Consider the following 15251-nt stretch of genomic DNA (forward strand, 5'->3'; position numbering starts at 1 on the left):
AACGAGCCTTTATTGTTTACGTTTAAGTTTGTTAAGCATTGCCGCAATCACGAGGCTTGAAGCCCAAATGAAGGTCGATTGAGTCAACCATCCAGTGACAGCGTGTAGATATGGTTTAGCTAGTTCGTTGTTTGGGAAGATGAGGTCTGTGAAAGCCACTAAGAACACAATCCCCGAACCTAGCAAAGTAGCAGCAGCGTTACTCACCGCCATGCGCTTAATGGGAGACGTAAAGAACTCACCCATGCGCTTGAACACGAGCACATCAGCGAGACCACCAAATGTGACAGCCAATAGAACGCCAATGAAGATAGGCAAAGGTAGACCTAAAAAGGCTACACAGAGAGCAGCTACACCGAACGAACCACTTAGCATCTGAAGGCTTACCTTCTTGAAATCTCGATTTTCACGTTCAGATTGCGCTTGAGTGAATGATCGAAGCACATCAACCAACGGAACCAGCGTCAAAGCTGATAGAGGCATCCAGATAGGAACACCTGCAACCGTTAGCAAGTGAATAGGTTGAGACGTTAAGGCTTGTGATAAGACGGACGCTGCGATATACAGCACCAATAATGTGTAGTAGTTAATGGGTCTGCCCTCCCTTTTGATTGTTGACTGCCGCTAGGAACTCGCCTAGAGCCGTTTTCTCTTGTTTGTTCTTTTCGTTTACTTGCACTTTTGAACGTGCAGCAGGACTCATACCCAACTCACCAAGCATCTTTAAGATCACCTTGGTTTTGTCGTCTCGAATCTTGAGTTTTGGGTTCACTACGTCCTGCATGAAGCCTGTAGCGGTTGGGAGCTTAACCATCACGCCCTCTTCGCGTACCGCTTGGTTCAGTTCAGCCCACTCTCCTAGTTCGTTCGAGAGAAGACCAACAATGACAGCATCAGCTTTAGTGATAATGTCCATGTCAATTCCATAACCAACGATCTCTTGGAAGTAGACCAAAGCTTCTTCATTTAGAAATCGTGGGGTTTCTGGAGCTTCAATAGCTAGTTGTGGACGGTCTTCTTCACTCCCATGTACGGAAGGTCTATACGTCCCGTTAGCTTTCAATTCATGTATAGGTTTTGAGGGTCTACCCATTTATTACCTCCTTTTTTTGCTTAGAGAGTCTTTGACGGGCATCGGTAAGTTTCTGCAAACACTTCATGCTTAGTCCTTGAAGCCGTGCTTCTGCTTCATCAGACATCATCATTAGCTTTCTATCTAGGTCTCCCTCAATATCCTTTACGGTACGTTGACGGTAAAAACCTGACTGCACCTTGTGGTATATATCCTCAATGACTTCCCCTTCTAAAACAGCCTCAATACACCCAAACACAAACTCTTCAATCAAGACATCACGAGCACTTTTAGGTGGAGTAGATCCCCAATAATGCTCAACGAAACTACGCTGTAGTCTGAAAACACTTGCCGTCTGTAGCTTGGTCAACCCAATACGGCGACCTAACCAAACGTAGTAAGGTTTTCGATGTAATAAAAACATTAGCTATCTCCTAAATGCTTGATTTGGTTGATTGAAAATTTGACGAAAAGTAAACGACGTTTTGTGTAAAAATCACTCCGAGCCGCAATCGTCATGCACGATCACCACCCTCCACCCTCCCCCCTGCCACCCCTTACGGGACAAGGCTTGCAACAAGTTGATTAATTCTGAGGGAGCACCACCACACCCACCCACCGGAGCCAGTGAGATTCATAATTTTTTATATAAATGAGCAAGGTGTGAGCGCGTTGGGGTCTGTCTAATGGGGAGGGAGGTTTGTTTATTCTTGGTTTGCTTTGCTTACTTGCTGGACAATCGTTCTCATCACTTCTCTTTCTGTCTCACTGTCTGGACAGCGAACGCCCGTGAACAACTCAGTGATAGAGACGCGCCCGTTTTCGTAGCGGAGAAGGTAGAAGGTTTCTTTATATTCCACCGTTGCACCGTCTAATAGCTCTACATTGAGCACCATATAAAAGCCCTCCATATCTTTTTTAAAAAAAATTATTGAGACAAAATTATCTCACACCCGTTGACAGGATCATTGAGACGAATTAATCTCATACCCATCAAAACAAAACAGCGAAATTGAGACGAAAAAATCTCATAAAACTGTTGACAGATAACTATGAGACGATTTAATCTCATAACCATCAAAAACACACACACAAAGGAAATACACATGAAAACTTCAGAAATCATCAAGGCACTAGAAAAAGCATCTAAAGCAATGAACGAGCAAACTATCTGTATTCGTTTCTATGGCATTGCTGACGGTTGGGATCTATGGCTAGATGCTCAAGAAATCGTTGAGACCTACAGCAAAGACCTTGCAGAATGGATTTCTGAAGCACTACAAAACGAAGCAGGTCTAGACGTTCTAGAAGCAGACGAAGAAGCAGCGCACATCCTTAACCGTGATTGGTGCGTAGTGGACGACGAAGGCGGTCTAGTTGGTTGCTTCACTTCTTACGGTAGCGGTTGGGGTTTCATGGATTGGAACGGCTACGAAGAGGCACTAGAAGCTGATCTAGATGAAGACCTAGTGATTGCAGCCCTTGGTTATGGTATCGAGGTCTCTGAGATCTCTGATAAGTATTACGGCGAGTTTACCGTGTCTATCTGCCAATTCATGAACGACGCAGAATCTACAGCGTTCGCGGAGCTGTACGCGGAGGAAACAGGCTTACTTTCTGAAATGCCTGAAAACCTAAAGCAATACTTTGATTATGAGCGTTACGGGCGTGACCTAGCGATGGACTTTACATTCATCGACTCAGGACGTATTGAGAACTGTGAGCGCGTTTATTATGCTTTTCACAACTAATTAAATCTAGGGAGGCGCAAAGCCTCCTTTTATAAGCACTTTTGAGGTTAAACATATGAAATTGAACAGCGCACAACTAAAACGACTTGTAAAGGCTCTTTATGACGATGAAACAGTACAAAATGCCCTCTTTGCGGTGTTCTTGGAGTCTGTACCAGTCTACAAGGCGGAGCAGCTTTTTAACCAGAAACACAACACGCTGAAGTCCAAAATTAACAAGGTTAAGAAGAACGCTCAGCTAGTGGAAATCGTAATGGATATAAAATGATCAGTTAGACGAAATCGTCTCATAAAAGTATTGACGATCTCATTGAGATAAATTAATCTCATACCCATCAAAAACATACACACAAAGGAAATCAAAATGGTTCTACTATCAATAGACTCATTAACTGAATTAGCTATCTTCCGTGACCTTGAAGTCAAAGCACCAAAAGGACAAGCAATTAAAAAGCTTATCGAACTAATCAAGGCAAGCTAAGGAGTACGGAAGATGAAACACATAGTTAAATCTAAGTTCAACGAAGAAGCTATCCAGTTCATTGAGGATATGATTAATAAGTTTGGTCTTGATTGCATTACCCGTAACGGATTACCAGTAGACAACGAAAAAACAGTAAACAAGGTAAACAACAGCAGATATTTAACGGTCAATTACGATAACTGCTACACCAATGAGCTTTTCGTTAACCTCGGCTTTCAAGGTGATTACAAAGTTCACCTGAAGAGACCTCACGACCTCCTAGAGCCATACAACAGATAACACTCCAAGTATTTATAAAGGCGTCCCTTGTGGACGCTTTTTTCGTTTCTAGCGTTTACCTCGCTAAGAGCCTGTAAGCCCTTCTAACGGTCTTGATCACAAGGCTATACCTTGCGCCCACCTCCCACCACCAAGACCAACACGCAGCGATCTACGCTCTAGAATCAGGGGTCTAGAATAGCGTTGCTGTGTGCATCAAATTCTTTCTGTAAAGCCATATAAGACGCTTTGAGGGATTAACTAATGGGATAGTACCAGTTAAGCCTTTAAAGAAGCTTAGAGAGACTTAGAGAAGACATTCAGATAACTATGAGATCGTTTCTTCTCGCATTTCCTCCAAGATAGCCTACTATGAGACGATTTCGTCTGTAGAAACAGTGCCTTAGAGTTATTAAAGTATCAACTCAAGGGGACAAAAGGCGGTCATTAGGGGAACTCTAAGACAAGTCCAAGCCATCCTATTGACCGCCCTTTCACTATCAAGTCAGTTGGTGAACCTCGCCACGCTACCGCCTTGATGCACAAAGGGAATTTATAGACAAGTAAAACATTATCCTTTTTTCTCAAGGGGTCACGGTAGCGTGAAACCTAAAGAGACATAAATTGCACTTTTTCCGCCCCTCTCAGAGCCACAGATTTTCATTCGAACTATAATTTTTAGTTCTTCGTTTTCGAGTCCGAATGGTCTTCGTAACGTGGCATGAACGGCAAAGCGTTCTGAGGTTCGTAATGTCTAATCGACGGGAAAAGTCGTCTTTGATTTCAACGATGTGGTCAATGTCGTGACCTGCTCGGACAAACCCATTAGCTTTACACTCTTCACATAACGGGTCTTTCTTGAGTTTATATTCTCGAAGTTCTTTCCACTTACGAGACTTATAGAAGGATGTGTATTTGTCTTCGTATCGCTGTGCTGATCGCCTTGCACGCTTCTTAGCGTTCTCTTTGCGTCTAGTCTCAGCTTGCTGTTGGCATCTAGGACAGTAACGTGACGAGGTAACATTCTTGCATCCTGCCGATGCACATACCTTACGCATTACTTTTCGAAAGTCTGTAGGAAAAGCCCCCCATCAAAATTGAAAGGTTATTCTACAGCTTCCTCTTCAGTTGGGGTCTCAGTAGTGGTTTTAGTCTTACGACTATTCGCTACTTTCTTCTTGACCTCTTTCTTAGGCTTATCACCTACTGGCTCTAGGTCTCGCTTGTAGGTCTCGTAGTGTTCCTCCGATACCTCAAAGACCTTGCCTTGTTTGTTCTTGACTTGCATTTAGTTCTTCCTCCTTAGTGGTTAGTAGTTGTAGTTGATTACTCCTTTGAAAACACCTTGTTCTCGATCTTGTCTACCTTCAGTTCTAGCTCGCCTTGTCCATCCTCTAGGAGACGGATACGAACCTCTTGATCACCCTGAAGTGTGACTACCTTATCTACCTTTTGGCTAATCTCTTGACGTTCCTTCGTTGCTAAGTCCATACGGTCTTTCATGATCTCAGTGAACGAGTACGTAGACATCATCCAAGTGGCTACAGGGACGATAACAATAGGAAGAAGGTCTCTTAATGTGATGTTCATGAGTACCCTCCTTGTTTGTTCGTAAAGGAAAGGACGTAAAGAAACATCTAATAATCTTTACGTCCTCTCTAATACGAAGGGAGGTTATTATTTATTCAGTATTTAGTGTAAACCTTAGCCTTCACACTCTCTGCTAAACGCTTCACATCAGGATGTTCCACAGCATCAACTCTCTGTACTCGACCTAGAAAGTGCATCATGTTAAACCAACGTTCGTGAATATCGTGCAAAGTCTGAAGGTACTCTAAACTGATACCCTCTCCTTCACCTGTCCGATCTCGTTCATGGATACGTTCAAGACATAATCGCGGAGGTGCAGATAGGTAAAGGTAGAACTCAGGAGCAGGTACACGTAGAACATGTCCAGCTAGAGCATCAATAATATCTGGACGGTTAGCAGCTAGGCTAAACAACTCAGTAGCAAAGACCGAACGCTCGACCACATAGTATTTATTTGGGTCTAACGAGTTGATACGTTCTGCCATGAAATTAGCTACATATAATTGAAGCTTGGCTACATTTTCAGGAGTAGGATTTTCATAACGTTCCTTTAGTAACGATTGGAAGCCTTCATCGAACTCGATACCTTCCTCCACCGCCTCCCAACCTAATTCATCAGCGAGACGATGGAGTAAAGTTGACTTACCTACACCAACGTTACCTTCAAGGGTAATATATGGCATTAACGGTTCTTCATTTCTTCTTCAGTTAGGTAAACAATTTCAGTACGCTCAGTTGGGTACACGACAGGACACTCGATCTTAGTACCTTCCGCACCTAGTAGACCTACACTGTATGAACGCCAATACATATCTTTGTAATCGACCTTGTACAGTTTGTCTTCATGCTTAAAGACCAACGTGTTGAACGCTTTACCGTCCTTTACGTGCTCTTCATCAGAAATAATCTTGAAACCGTCTAGCTTGCGATTAACGATTAGTTTTACCAAAGTGTGGACTTTAAAAATCATTATTCTTCACCTCGTGTGTTGTAAGGGTCTTTCATTGCGTCTTCCATCAGAAAAAGCGCATCAGATAGCTTCTTGATTGCTTCTTGAACTTTTGGATTGAAATGAGATAGGACGCAGTGCTTTAGGTTTGAATTTGCTGTTTGAGAATGAGTGATTGCGTGATTCAGTAACGCTTCTTGCTCACCGTTCCAAACCAAGTATTTCTTAGACACGTTCACCTGCCTTGATCTTGACGACTGTCTTAACGTGTTCAGCTAGTGCTTCAAGGTCTACGTAGCCGCTTGAGTCAACTACAGTCACCTGACCTGCCCACTCGCCCATGTAGCCCCAATCTCGATGTGCTTTCTCAACACGCTTTAGGTAGTCCAAAGGTAAGGACTGTTCACACTCGCGTTGTCGTTTAGCAATACGCTCTAGACAAATCTCAGCAGGACAATCTAGGAAAAGGTAGTGAGTTGGTTGCTCAACGTGCTTGAAGTCTTGAAGAGTCCAAGTGGCTGTGTCTGTGTGATTTTCTGCGAGACAAAATAGAACTGCACCTTGAAGGCTTCGTTCCATAATGTAGTTCTTGGTTGGATCAAGATTCTTAATGATATTGGCTCGGTAATTGGCTAGATAAACCTGTAAGGCGTTAAAGTCCTCTTTTGAGCCTGATTCATAGAAAGCTGCTAAACAGTCTTGGAAACCTTTGTCTGTCTCAATGCCTTCATGAATCACTTCATAACCTAGCAAAGCCGCTAGAGGTTCTAGGACAGTAGACTTACCTGCCCCAATGTTACCTTCAATAGCGATATACAATTTAATCTCCTTTTAAAACATTCGTTTCACCTTACGTGCTGCTTGACGATCACGACGTTTTCTTTTGTTGACCTTGCGGTCTTCTTTTTCAAAATCATCAAAACGATCACGCTTACGTAGGCGAGAAGGACGCATTACTTACCCTCTTCTTTCTTCTTGTTGGTTTTCTTTTCTTTGTTCTTTGTGACCTGTTCAGTAACGCTGATCAGCTTGTTAGCGATCTCTTGAACTTCAGCCGCTTTGTCTGTCTTTTCGGTCACTTTCTTACGTGTTTCTTCAATCTGCTTCTCTAGCTTCGAAACCTTCTCTTCACTTTTAAGAGCCTTGTTTAGTTCACTAGCTGCCTCGTTGACCAAGGCGCGAACAACAAATTGAAGTAATGTTTTTAAGATGAACGACATTTTCATTTTCCTTCTCTCTCCATCATTAACTGCTTCACGTAACACGCTGCATCTAGTAGTTCTTCGTATAGGTCTTGCAGAGCGTCACGCCCGTTATGGCTTGTTAGAGGTGTGCCGTATGTCTTGACACCTTTCGCTAGTCGATCCGTGAGGTCTTTCATGACTTCAGGAACTACAGTTTGTGAATTAACTTGAGCTTTAGGTTCTGGTTGTTCTGGTAGCTTCTCGCTCACTTCTACTTCTCCTTTTTGGTAATGTTGAATAATCTTCTCAGCGTCTTTGAGAGACACCTTCTCGACCACTTCATGACTACGCCACTCACCGTTGTAAATAGAGCGAGGCGTACCCTCATCATCGAGAAAGTAAGGAACATGTTTATGGTGTGTTCTGGACTCAGGACGGAACAGGACGTAACGCTTACCCACTGTTACGCCTTGAGGTTTACCCCACCAACCACGTAGAACGTAGCTACCTAAACATTCAATATTTAAACTCATGGTTTAGCCTCAAAACCGATAGCATCAGGCTTACAGACACCGCCAGAGGTGCGGATACCTGAAGCACTCGGATAGTAAGTGTGTGTATCAAAATCGAACTTATTAGTTACTTGACGAACGAACTTAGGGTTAGAGCAATCGAGCTTCCCTTCGATGAAGTGTTTACACTCAAAGCAACTCTTACCGTTCGCTGTTAGAAAGCGTTTCAAGGCATCCACAGCTTCACCTCTTTGTTTTTGAAGTCGTAGTCACTCGCTCTACAGATACGAGCTACACGCGCTTGTTGAAGTGCCGCTTGTTCGTTCAGACCTGCTTTGTGGAAACAAGAAACTACCGTGTCCCATAGAGAGGGACTTTCGACCTTACGCCAGCGTTGCTCCGTCATGCCCTTACGAGCACCAGATTTGAAGGTATGCTCATAGGATTCGAACATTAGGCGGTCTTTAAGTAACTGGCTTGCTGTGTCCATACCGATTGAAGGACAGCCTGCATAACCATCTGTAGTGTCTCCTGCCAGTGTTTGGCATAGGTGGAAGTGATCAGCATCTTCGATAGGATTGAACCAAGGCTCGAAGTCCTTAGCAGGGTTATAAATCCATGCAGGAAGGGTCTTCATATCCTTATCTTCGCTGATAATGATCTTTCGATGGTCTGGATAGAACTTGTCCCACGTGGCAAGGATTCCCATCACATCATCTGCTTCTAGAGAAGGTCGAATGTACGTCTCGTAATGCTCACTTAAACGCTGTTTTAGTTCTTGGAGACCTACTGGCTTACGAACACCTTTACGGTTCTCTTTGTAGGTAGGTAGAACATCCTTACGCCAGTTGTGATCATCCGTAAGGCACATAATGACCACATCAAGCTTTAGCTCTTTACGTAACTTTTCAATACGGTTAACCACTGAGTCGAAAGCTTGTGTAAGGTTGGTCATAAGACCGATGTACTCATTGCCGTTCTGAAGGAATACCTCTTCCATTGCCGTAGCGTTCGCTTGGAACGCGAAAATATCTAGGTCGAATAGACCAAGCTTTTTAATCTTACTCATCCACTCCCCTTAAAAGTCCTCATCGTGTTCTGTTCGTTTCATCACGACCTCTATTTCGTCGTAAGGAACGTTGAAGCGAGGATGAGAAGAACGGGCGCGCATGAACACGTTAGTTGGATTACAGAGAGCGATTCTTAGCGAGTATTGGTCACGGCTCACTGGATAAGTCTTAGCGATTTCGTCCCATTCATTAGGGTTCACTTCAACACGAGTGATTTTGCGGTTTTCTGGATCTGAGTTGTTCGTTTCAACGATACGTTTGATGTAATCAAGACAGTTTTCTTTGATGAATTTCATAGCGTTAAATACTCAAAACCTCCCCGAAGGGAGGCTATCTGGTTAAAGTGTAAGGGTTAGCTCGTAGTCACAGCGTTTACGCACTTGGGTATCTAGGTGATGCCAGTACGCAAAGCCCTCGTGCGTGTCACTCCACGAAAGAGCAAAGGACAATAGAGCCACGGTAGGAACAAACGACACGTAGCACTCAGCAAGCCCAAACAGGCGTTTAGCCTTACGAGCACCAAACGTGTTAGCTAGGTTCTTAAACAAAGGGAGCTTTCGCATCTCCTTGTTAGTGCAGCGCAGCATTAAGAGCCTCCTTGATGATCGCCTCTTGAATAGCTTCAAGACGGGCAACCGAAGACTTCATAAGCATGGATTTATCTTCACTGCTAACAACAGGTACAGGTACGAACTCGATACCTGCCTCTAGTAGAGCCTCAACCAGTTCAACACTATGTGCCATACGTTCTTGTTTAGTCTTTTCCATTACGAATACCTTTACGAATCAATAGTTTATAAATGAAGAATAGAATCACAGCGATCACACCATATAGAGCAACCCCAAAGAGGACGGTTACTGTGTTTATTAGGAAAACAAATAGGAAGGTGAAGAACGCTAGGAGTAGGAATGAGCGTAGAAACTTCATGAGAATTAGATGTAGTTGTCAGGGTTTAGACCTAGTGCTTTACCGATCTCACGTAGAACGCTTAGTTCAGCTTCATCAATCTCACCGTCTGCGTCTGCAATCTCGATAGCGATAATGAATGCTTCTTCTTTCTGAGCTTCGTCACTGTCAACGTCACGGATCTCTTTCATTAGCTTCATCTTGGCTAGACGCGCACCTGCTTCATACATAGCAGCGTACTTGTCGATGGTCTTACCGATCTCTGAACCAAAGTGAGCTAGGTTGTCGTTCGCAGCGATAATGTTGTCTAGTTTCTCTAGTTCTGCCGTAGAGCAATCACCATCAGCATGAGCAACCAAGACCGCACCTGCTACGATAGCTTCCATCAGATCACGGTTTTCTACTTTGTGAAGTGTTACTTGTGCTGCTTTTGCTTTCTTCTTGAATAGACCGAACATTATTTAATACCTCTCTATTTGTTTTTAATTTGAATTAGGTTGAAGTGACTTCTTAATCTGAGAAGCCACCTGAAGATGAAGAATCTGAAGATGAATAGTCCGAAGACGATGAGCAGAAAGAAGAAGAGGAAGAACTACGAATAGAACTTCCTCCACTAAAACTTTCACCATCTAAATGACTCATTTCATGTTGCCGATAAAGAGTCTCGAAACTTCTGTTATTTGACTCTCTACGCTTTCGTTCTTTTTTTCTTTTTTTATTTCGTCCGAAAAGACCAAACATATTTAATTAACCTTTAGTGTGTTTCTTTCCATGATTTACCAATATCGAAATCAGCATCAAGACGACAAACAAAATTAAATTCCTTCTCAACGTTGGTCATTGCTACTTGGCATAATTGACCAATACGTTCAGCTATTTCTTTTGTTCTACACGCTATTTGGACTTCATCGTGAACCCATGCGCAATACATAAAGTCACCGTCAATACCGTGTTTAAGTCCTTCAGCAATTGCTAATTTCTCAATTTCAACAATCCAAGCTTTACAAACTAAAGCACCTGCACCTTGTAATAAGGTATTTAAACTTGCGTGAGCAGAGCGTGTATAAATACGACGACCATCAATGCCTTCGATATAACCTTGCTCTTTATGAAGTTCTTTACATTCATCAATTAGGTTCTTTAATGCAGGAAGACCTTTCATGAAGTTCTTCTGTACTTCTTCACCTTTCAGAATGTTGCAGATCTTTTCTCTAGTCCAAGGCTTACCTTGACGCTTGAATCTGTTAATAATCGGCTTGTGAGCACCTTTAGCTTTCCAGTTGAGATATTCTTCTTCAGTCCATCCAACCTGCTGACCTGTTAATTCAGCACCACAGCCATATAGGAAGGCGTAGATAAATGTTTTTGCTTTTCGACGCGCTTCTTCATGGATCGGATTGTGTGGATCTCTAATAGTGCCTTTAGGTATAAAACCTGCTGCTTGTGCGTTCGACCAGTGAATGTCACCGTTAAGAACAACGTCGATATACTTACCGTCGTCATAACGAGCCATAAAGTTAGCCAAACAACGTAGCTCCAAGCCTGAAGCATCCGAACCCAATAAGTACCAACCATCAGGAACAGTGAACAATTCACGGCACTCAGCACCATATTCAGCACTACATGAAGGAACTTGAGCCACGTTAGGAAAGCTGTGTGTTGCTCGTCCTGTCACAGCACCGTTAGGGTTAACTGAGCCACGAATGAACCCATCAGGATGCACCGTGTTTAACCAGGCTTGATTACCATCGGCAAGCTGACCTAAACGCTTCTGAACGAGGAACCATTCAGCCATTAGGCGAGCTTCGGGGAAGTCCAACTCTTTTAGAATCGACTCATCAACCTTAGCTTCACCGCTTGGCGTGAACTCTTGTGGAGTCCAGCCACGGTCAGTAAGAACTTTAATGATGTGTCTACGAGAGGACGGATTGAAATCAACCCACTTTACCTTTGTGAAGGGAGCACCTTGAACACGTGAAGGTTTCGTTGGGTCTTTATAGTTGATGGTACGAGCCGGAACGCTTACACCATCAGATACCCACCAACCTCCAAAGGTCTCAATGAGCTTGTTGTATAGGTACTCTCTACGCCCTGCTAGACGACCTAAAAGCTTGATTGCTTTCTCTTCATCAAACTTGAATCCGTTACGCTCTTGTTGAGCTAGAACCCAAGCCGCTTCATGTTCGAGAAGCATTGAACGCGCATAACCTAATTGGTGTATCTTGCGCTCTAATCGACGGAACAACTCAACGTTAACTCGAACGTCTTGCATACAGTAATCGCCCATCATTGGCGTGAAGATACTGCCTTTCCATCGAGGGTCTTTCTTAGCGTCTTTAGGTTTGACCGTAGGGTCATAGACAGGTTGAGCAGGGTCTATAACAGGAGCGTATTCCATCTTCTGTTGTCCACCTAAGCGGATACCCCATGCCTCTAGAGAGTGAGAACCAAATAATTTACCTAGCGTGTATTTGCCAGAATTACCTTGGTCAATATCTTTTATATTTGAAAATACGAGACGGCTTGCAACTAAAGTATCGAAAGATTTATCTTTAGGAAGTTCATAACCAGTTAATTTATTAATTACTGGATGGTCATATTTAATAATATTATGACCTAAAGTTAGGCTGGCTTTATTTAAACGATCAAGACCATCTTTAATTGTGCCTTGAGTCATCATCACTAAAGAATCAGCATATAAAGCCTCTTCTAAAGTATCTACGTTAATAATTGCAATACAGTGAAGTTTAGTTACTTCTTCAATTAATCCGTCCGTCTCAATGTCATAACAAAGTCTTTCATTCATTAGAAATCTTCTGATTGAGAGTTTTGGTAAGTTTCACCTACTTCTGAAGCAATACCGTTTGTTGGGTCATATTTAATACGGGTAACTTTACCCACCCCTTTACCAAACTTTCTTCGCTTTAATTGGCGTATTGTTGTAATGCTTCGAATATTAATATCGTCTGCTTGTTGGTCTCGCTCAAAGCCATACATTGCGTGTGACCAGAAACCAATAGCTCGTGAACCTTTGAAGTGTTTAATACTTACTCGCTGACCTTCTTCGTGTGATTTACCTTCAGGGGTCGATAAGTGAGAGACTAAATGGAATAGAACATTATGACGTTTCGCAAAGGTTGCAATATCAGCCATAATATCTTCTAGTTCTTTCTTCTCGTCTTTTTCTCCACCTGTGGCTAATGCAGTTAGATGGTCAATGTAGAAGATTCGATAACCTTTACCGATTAGATAAAGAATCTTTACTTTAACCTTCTGCCAATCACAAAGACCGAAGTTGTCATAGATAAAGCATCGACCAGAGTATTTCTTATATGCTTTTCTTTGTGCCTCTAAATCTAATTGATCTGGATGCCCTGCTTCGTAATAGAGACGCTTATCAGCCTTACCTCCAAGATATTGAAGGATTTCTGTAGGGTCATTCTCCATAAAGAACAAACCTACCTTTTGGTGTAAGTGTCTAATATCGAAGTCAGCTTGAGCACATAAGAAGTCAGTCTTACCTACCCCTGTACCTGCACCTATAGTGTGAATCTCTCCGAAATGACGACCGTTACTAGAAACGTTCATTCCGTTGTAAATCCAAGGTAAGCCTTTAGGTAAGGGTTTAAGAGCAGCCTCAACGAGATCTTCAACTGGCAATAGACCATCAGGACGATGTTCTTGAGCGTTCCAGATAGCGTTAACTAACTCTTCTGTACGTCCAGCTAAAAGCATTTCGTTGGGGTCTTTGAGGGGTAGACTCATTATCTTCACGTTATGGTCAATGAGCAGTTCAGCAGCCTCTATAGCTCCTTCACGCCCTACTTCGTCCATATCGAAACAGATAATGATCTCTTCAAAGTTACCTAGATAATCTAGGTTCTTCATAATGGTTTTCTTAACGGAATTGATACCATTAGGAAGGGAAACCACAGGATACTTGTTAGATTGCACCTGTGAGACGGTCAGCATATCAATCTCACCTTCAGTGATAATTAACTTGCGACCTCCTGAAAACAAATGAGAACCTATCAACTCACCTGTCAGCTTGCCCTTAACGAGAAACTTCTTGTCCTCGGTACGGATCTTCTGAGCTACTAATTCACGAGTGAAAGGATCACGAACATCAACGTATTGAACCCACTCACCACCACTCATACGACCAATCTTGTAGCCGTACTTCTTGCAGGTATCCTCGCGGATTCCTCGCTTAGTTAGAGCGCGTACCTCACCGTCTAGAGGTTTAAATTCCTTACGTTGGTTCGTTGCAGGTTCTTTAGGTTTACTTTGCTTGTTTGATTTCTTGTTTTGCTCATCGGTTGGAGGCTCGTAATACTTACAGCCGTTCGTAAAGCAATGAGCGTGACCATCATCATAACGAGCTAAGTTATCTTTTGAGCCACATTCAGGACATGGCTCTTTACGTAAGAAATTGCTTTCTTGAGCCATTGAGGGATACCTTTAAGGTTCTTTCGTATTGAAAAGCTTGATGTCGTAACCTAGTTCGTCTTCATCCTTCGTGATGTACTTGGTTGCAGACATAACCACGACTTTGTTGTCATTAAACTCAGGGTATGCCTTCTGCATAGCGTCTAGCAGAGGCTTCCAAATGTTGTCTAAATCAGAGAGGCGGTTACGGAAAGTAGCATCAACGTGGATTGCGATAGGTTTTGTGAAGTCAACTTGGAGTGTTTCAACAGGCGGGAGAAGCCTACAGACTTGAGCACTCCATTTGCGGTATTTAGCACTGTCCACCTTGCGCCCTAAGTGCATTTCGTTAGTGGACAGTGGCTTAATGCGAACGCTAAAGCGGTCTACCAATTAAAAGTCACCGTAATCTTCATCGTCGTCTTGAGCTTCAGGACGACCACCGAAGCTTGGAGCTGCACCTTCCCCATCTTCTACTGCATAACCTTCACCTGCACCGAATGTTGGTGCGTTACCACCGCCTTCGTAGACCTTGGCTTCTTTGATCTGAATGTGTGTAGGCTGTAGCTGGATGAATGCTTTGCCACGGAACTCAGATACATAGAACGCAAAGTTCAAGTTAAGGACTGTACCTGCTGTTAGGTTTGGCACCTCTACCACAGGGTTCATCTTCATATCCCAAACCTTGAACGGACGCTCGCCTTCTTCGAACTGACGAACCTTGAAGCTGAACTCTACAGAGCCATCGTCTAGACGCTTATAAGGGCGTTTAGGTGACGGTTTAGCACCAAGTTCACGTGCTTGTTCTTCAAGTGTTGAGTCGATAGCAGTAATAAGCTTTTCAGCCAGTTCACCGTTCAACTCAGTGCTGAATTTAAAGGTTGGCTTGTCTGGATCGTAAGTGTCAGGCTTACCAATGTTCACGTAACCTGTAAGCGTGATACCTGCTAGTTCTTTCTTTGCATAAACAATCTTAAATGCCATTAAGTAGCTACTCCTTTTGGTTGTTATTGTTTTCCCCTTCTTTGCGAGGGTTCGAGAAGTGA

The 15251-nt window shown here is 43.1% G+C and carries 27 protein-coding genes; 3 read left to right on the top strand and 24 right to left on the bottom strand.

Annotation, left to right across the window (positions count from 1 at the left end; genetic code table 11):
• Window positions 1-9: 9 nt before the first annotated feature.
• The 4 genes from R7070_RS14590 to R7070_RS14605 form a co-directional block, all read right to left on the bottom strand.
• Window positions 10-570, bottom strand: a complete 561-nt coding sequence (locus R7070_RS14590; RefSeq protein ID WP_257968131.1) for a hypothetical protein — start codon at window positions 568-570, stop codon at window positions 10-12.
• A gap of 16 nt (window positions 571-586) precedes the next feature.
• Window positions 587-1093, bottom strand: a complete 507-nt coding sequence (locus tag R7070_RS14595; protein ID WP_153645924.1) for a phage terminase small subunit P27 family — start codon at window positions 1091-1093, stop codon at window positions 587-589.
• On the bottom strand, window positions 1086-1496 hold the full coding sequence (locus R7070_RS14600; RefSeq protein ID WP_065870683.1) for a hypothetical protein: 411 nt from the start codon (window positions 1494-1496) through the stop codon (window positions 1086-1088). The genes R7070_RS14595 and R7070_RS14600 overlap by 8 nt, the downstream gene beginning before the upstream one ends.
• Window positions 1497-1776: 280 nt before the next feature.
• Complete coding sequence (locus R7070_RS14605) at window positions 1777-1968, bottom strand: hypothetical protein (RefSeq protein ID WP_005490181.1); 192 nt, start codon at window positions 1966-1968, stop codon at window positions 1777-1779.
• Between the two features lie 210 nt (window positions 1969-2178).
• On the opposite strand from R7070_RS14605, the gene R7070_RS14610 reads away from it, so the two are divergent.
• The 3 genes from R7070_RS14610 (at window position 2179) to R7070_RS14620 (ending at window position 3586) form a co-directional block, all read left to right on the top strand.
• Window positions 2179-2823: an antirestriction protein ArdA gene (locus R7070_RS14610; protein WP_005490147.1), complete on the top strand. Its 645-nt coding sequence runs from the start codon at window positions 2179-2181 to the stop codon at window positions 2821-2823.
• A gap of 55 nt (window positions 2824-2878) precedes the next feature.
• The gene (locus tag R7070_RS14615; RefSeq protein ID WP_005490250.1) at window positions 2879-3091 is read left to right on the top strand and encodes a hypothetical protein; all 213 of its coding nucleotides are present in this window, start codon (window positions 2879-2881) and stop codon (window positions 3089-3091) included.
• A gap of 225 nt (window positions 3092-3316) precedes the next feature.
• Window positions 3317-3586: a hypothetical protein gene (locus R7070_RS14620; RefSeq protein WP_153646147.1), complete on the top strand. Its 270-nt coding sequence runs from the start codon at window positions 3317-3319 to the stop codon at window positions 3584-3586.
• 623 nt (window positions 3587-4209) lie between these two features.
• On the opposite strand, the gene R7070_RS26805 is transcribed toward R7070_RS14620, so the two are convergent.
• From R7070_RS26805 to R7070_RS14715, 20 genes are all read right to left on the bottom strand, one after another.
• Window positions 4210-4623, bottom strand: a complete 414-nt coding sequence (locus R7070_RS26805) for an HNH endonuclease signature motif containing protein (protein ID WP_031792180.1) — start codon at window positions 4621-4623, stop codon at window positions 4210-4212.
• A gap of 47 nt (window positions 4624-4670) precedes the next feature.
• The gene (locus R7070_RS14625; protein ID WP_005490042.1) at window positions 4671-4853 is read right to left on the bottom strand and encodes a hypothetical protein; all 183 of its coding nucleotides are present in this window, start codon (window positions 4851-4853) and stop codon (window positions 4671-4673) included.
• 38 nt (window positions 4854-4891) lie between these two features.
• The gene (locus R7070_RS14630) at window positions 4892-5155 is read right to left on the bottom strand and encodes a hypothetical protein (protein WP_005490248.1); all 264 of its coding nucleotides are present in this window, start codon (window positions 5153-5155) and stop codon (window positions 4892-4894) included.
• Window positions 5156-5250: 95 nt separating this feature from the next.
• The gene (locus tag R7070_RS14635) at window positions 5251-5838 is read right to left on the bottom strand and encodes a deoxynucleoside kinase (RefSeq protein ID WP_005490196.1); all 588 of its coding nucleotides are present in this window, start codon (window positions 5836-5838) and stop codon (window positions 5251-5253) included.
• Window positions 5838-6125, bottom strand: a complete 288-nt coding sequence (locus R7070_RS14640; RefSeq protein ID WP_005490154.1) for a hypothetical protein — start codon at window positions 6123-6125, stop codon at window positions 5838-5840. The genes R7070_RS14635 and R7070_RS14640 overlap by 1 nt, the downstream gene beginning before the upstream one ends.
• Complete coding sequence (locus R7070_RS14645) at window positions 6125-6337, bottom strand: hypothetical protein (RefSeq protein WP_005490064.1); 213 nt, start codon at window positions 6335-6337, stop codon at window positions 6125-6127. Before R7070_RS14645 ends, R7070_RS14640 begins: the two co-directional genes overlap by 1 nt.
• Complete coding sequence (locus tag R7070_RS14650; protein WP_005490089.1) at window positions 6330-6923, bottom strand: deoxynucleoside kinase; 594 nt, start codon at window positions 6921-6923, stop codon at window positions 6330-6332. Before R7070_RS14650 ends, R7070_RS14645 begins: the two co-directional genes overlap by 8 nt.
• A gap of 12 nt (window positions 6924-6935) precedes the next feature.
• On the bottom strand, window positions 6936-7058 hold the full coding sequence (locus R7070_RS14655) for a hypothetical protein (protein WP_005490097.1): 123 nt from the start codon (window positions 7056-7058) through the stop codon (window positions 6936-6938).
• Entirely contained in the window at window positions 7058-7324 is a 267-nt protein-coding gene (locus tag R7070_RS14660; RefSeq protein WP_005490091.1) for a hypothetical protein, read from the bottom strand. Before R7070_RS14660 ends, R7070_RS14655 begins: the two co-directional genes overlap by 1 nt.
• A gap of 2 nt (window positions 7325-7326) precedes the next feature.
• On the bottom strand, window positions 7327-7821 hold the full coding sequence (locus R7070_RS14665) for a hypothetical protein (protein ID WP_005490030.1): 495 nt from the start codon (window positions 7819-7821) through the stop codon (window positions 7327-7329).
• Entirely contained in the window at window positions 7818-8039 is a 222-nt protein-coding gene (locus R7070_RS14670; RefSeq protein WP_005490210.1) for a hypothetical protein, read from the bottom strand. Before R7070_RS14670 ends, R7070_RS14665 begins: the two co-directional genes overlap by 4 nt.
• The gene (locus R7070_RS14675; RefSeq protein ID WP_153646148.1) at window positions 8027-8869 is read right to left on the bottom strand and encodes an exonuclease; all 843 of its coding nucleotides are present in this window, start codon (window positions 8867-8869) and stop codon (window positions 8027-8029) included. The genes R7070_RS14670 and R7070_RS14675 overlap by 13 nt, the downstream gene beginning before the upstream one ends.
• Window positions 8870-8878: 9 nt before the next feature.
• Window positions 8879-9166: a hypothetical protein gene (locus R7070_RS14680; protein ID WP_065870688.1), complete on the bottom strand. Its 288-nt coding sequence runs from the start codon at window positions 9164-9166 to the stop codon at window positions 8879-8881.
• Window positions 9167-9208: 42 nt separating this feature from the next.
• Entirely contained in the window at window positions 9209-9457 is a 249-nt protein-coding gene (locus tag R7070_RS14685; protein WP_005490177.1) for a hypothetical protein, read from the bottom strand.
• Window positions 9441-9638: a DUF1382 family protein gene (locus R7070_RS14690; protein WP_005490208.1), complete on the bottom strand. Its 198-nt coding sequence runs from the start codon at window positions 9636-9638 to the stop codon at window positions 9441-9443. The genes R7070_RS14685 and R7070_RS14690 overlap by 17 nt, the downstream gene beginning before the upstream one ends.
• Before the next feature lie 165 nt (window positions 9639-9803).
• Entirely contained in the window at window positions 9804-10235 is a 432-nt protein-coding gene (locus tag R7070_RS14695) for a tellurite resistance TerB family protein (protein ID WP_005490066.1), read from the bottom strand.
• Between the two features lie 296 nt (window positions 10236-10531).
• Window positions 10532-12583 (bottom strand): DNA polymerase, encoded by a 2052-nt coding sequence (locus R7070_RS14700; protein WP_005490218.1) that lies wholly within the window; start codon window positions 12581-12583, stop codon window positions 10532-10534.
• Complete coding sequence (locus R7070_RS14705; protein WP_023667234.1) at window positions 12583-14226, bottom strand: toprim domain-containing protein; 1644 nt, start codon at window positions 14224-14226, stop codon at window positions 12583-12585. Before R7070_RS14705 ends, R7070_RS14700 begins: the two co-directional genes overlap by 1 nt.
• Before the next feature lie 12 nt (window positions 14227-14238).
• Window positions 14239-14598: a RusA family crossover junction endodeoxyribonuclease gene (locus R7070_RS14710; RefSeq protein WP_175422832.1), complete on the bottom strand. Its 360-nt coding sequence runs from the start codon at window positions 14596-14598 to the stop codon at window positions 14239-14241.
• Window positions 14599-15189, bottom strand: a complete 591-nt coding sequence (locus tag R7070_RS14715; RefSeq protein ID WP_005490050.1) for a hypothetical protein — start codon at window positions 15187-15189, stop codon at window positions 14599-14601.
• Window positions 15190-15251 lie beyond the last annotated feature (62 nt).

Origin of the sequence: Vibrio sp. 1557, assembly GCF_033340175.1 — a bacterium.
Taxonomy (GTDB): domain Bacteria; phylum Pseudomonadota; class Gammaproteobacteria; order Enterobacterales; family Vibrionaceae; genus Vibrio; species Vibrio alginolyticus.